3 protein-coding genes are annotated in these 1,654 nt (G+C 65.5%); 1 reads left to right on the forward strand and 2 read right to left on the reverse strand.

Annotation, left to right across the window (positions count from 1 at the left end):
- On the reverse strand, positions 1-484 hold a 484-nt coding region (gene modA / locus BIS11_RS16900), incomplete at its 3' end, for a molybdate ABC transporter substrate-binding protein (RefSeq protein ID WP_253586630.1).
- A gap of 61 nt (positions 485-545) precedes the next feature.
- Positions 546-911, reverse strand: a complete 366-nt coding sequence (locus BIS11_RS16905; RefSeq protein WP_253426277.1) for a winged helix-turn-helix domain-containing protein — start codon at positions 909-911, stop codon at positions 546-548.
- A gap of 225 nt (positions 912-1,136) precedes the next feature.
- Here BIS11_RS16905 and BIS11_RS16910 point away from each other — a divergent pair, with 225 nt between their 5' ends.
- Positions 1,137-1,547: a DUF1090 domain-containing protein gene (locus tag BIS11_RS16910; protein ID WP_253426279.1), complete on the forward strand. Its 411-nt coding sequence runs from the start codon at positions 1,137-1,139 to the stop codon at positions 1,545-1,547.
- Positions 1,548-1,654: the final 107 nt, after the last annotated feature.

The raw sequence follows: 1,654 nt of genomic DNA on the forward strand, positions 1-1,654 counted from the left end.
CCCATTCGCCGAGCGCCTCTAGCGCCTGCTGCGTGTAGATACCCGCCGGCACGTGATCCGGATCGCCCACCGACAAGCGGTCGTCCTCGCCCATCAGGCTTGCGATGGGTTCGCCGTCACCCGGGGTGAAGCGCGCCGGCAGCGAATCGCTGGCGCTGATCAGCGCCAACCGATTTCGCAGCAGGTCGCGGCGCGATTGTACGTTAACGCCTTCGTCTTCCAGCCAGTCCATCCAGTCGACGTTGGCGGAGACGAACAGCTGTGCGGGGCTGCCGCTGGCGATCTGGCGTGCCAGGGTCGAAGAGGAGGCGTAGACGGGAACGATCTCGATATCGTGCTCGGTCTCGAACACCTCGATGGCCTCGTTCAAGGCATCGGTCAGCGAGACTGCGGCGGCCACCTGCACGCGGTCGGCGGCCAGGGCCGCAGGGCTGAGCGCGAGACAGAGCGCGGCGGCCAGGGGGCGAAAAGGGAATCGGTTCATCGCTCGAATCTCGCTATTTCCAATTGGACATAGCGGAGAGTAGCCGCAATGGGCCAGTGGTTCAAGCGCGGTCGTCGAGCAGGGCCAGCAGCGCCCGGGCGTCGCTCGAGTGCTCTGGCGCAAGCTGACGCTCCAGGGCGCGGTAGTGCGCCAGTACCGTCTGGCCAAGCTCGGTGAGTCGAGCGCCGCCGCGGTCGCTGCCGCCGGACTGGGTGGCCACCAGCGGCGTGGGAAAGTGGCTGTTCATCGTATCGATGAGCTGCCAGGCCTTCTTGTAGCTCATGTTAAGCGTCCGCCCCGCCGCGGAGATGGAGCCGGTGCCCTCGATGGCTTCCAGAAGGTCGGCCTTGCCCGGGCCGATGACCACATCGCGCGCCATCGCCAGGCGTAGCTGAAAGGTAGGAGCAGTGTGATGGGTTCGCGTCACGGCGGGCCTTTCGTGCTGTAGGGGTTGAAACGCCATGGTAGCAGCTTATCGAACTCGGCAGGGGCGTCGCGCTTTTCAAGCGCCTGGCGCTGTCGAACGCCTGATCGTTCAAGCCGTTCTATCGTTTGATCGGAGTTTGGCTCAGAACCCTTTCCTCGTCGCACTCTCTAACCTGGGCTTATCGCTTTCATTCGCGCCGAAAGGCGCAACGACCAGGGGAAGACAATGAAACATCGCGCATCGACACTCAAGGCCCTGCTGCTGGTTTCGACCGGCGCCCTGCCGCTGATGGCCTCGGCGGACGATGCCTTGTGCGAGCAGAAGGCGGCCGAGGTGAGCGCCCAGCTGGAGCATGCGCAGGCTCAGGGCAACGCGCACCGCGTCGAAGGACTCGAGCGTGCGCTTGCCGCCATCGAGCAAGGCTGCAGCAATGAAAGCGTGCTGGAAGACGCCCGAGAAGACGTGAGAGAAAGCCTTGCGGAGGTTCACACCCGCCAGGCCGAGTTCGAGCAGGCGATGCAAAGCGGCGATGAGAGCGGCGCGCGAAAGCGCCGCTTGAAACTCGAGGAGGCCACCCTCGAACTCGAGGAGGATACCGAGGCGCTGAACGCGCTGATCCGTCAGGTCGAGCCCTGACCAGGCGGCGCGCCGGCAAGCGTGGGGTAGCCGCTTCTCAGCCGGTCACCTCCTCGGGTAGAAAGACCCGGCCCTGGCGCGGGCGAAGCCACGCCCGCCCGCCCTGC

This window comes from Halomonas sp. 707D4 (assembly GCF_024158685.1).
GTDB lineage: Bacteria > Pseudomonadota > Gammaproteobacteria > Pseudomonadales > Halomonadaceae > Vreelandella.

Coding starts and splice junctions, on each gene's coding strand:
- BIS11_RS16910 (WP_253426279.1), top strand. CDS start 1,137: ATGAAACATCGCGCATCGACACTCAAGGCCCTGCTGCTGGTTTCGACC.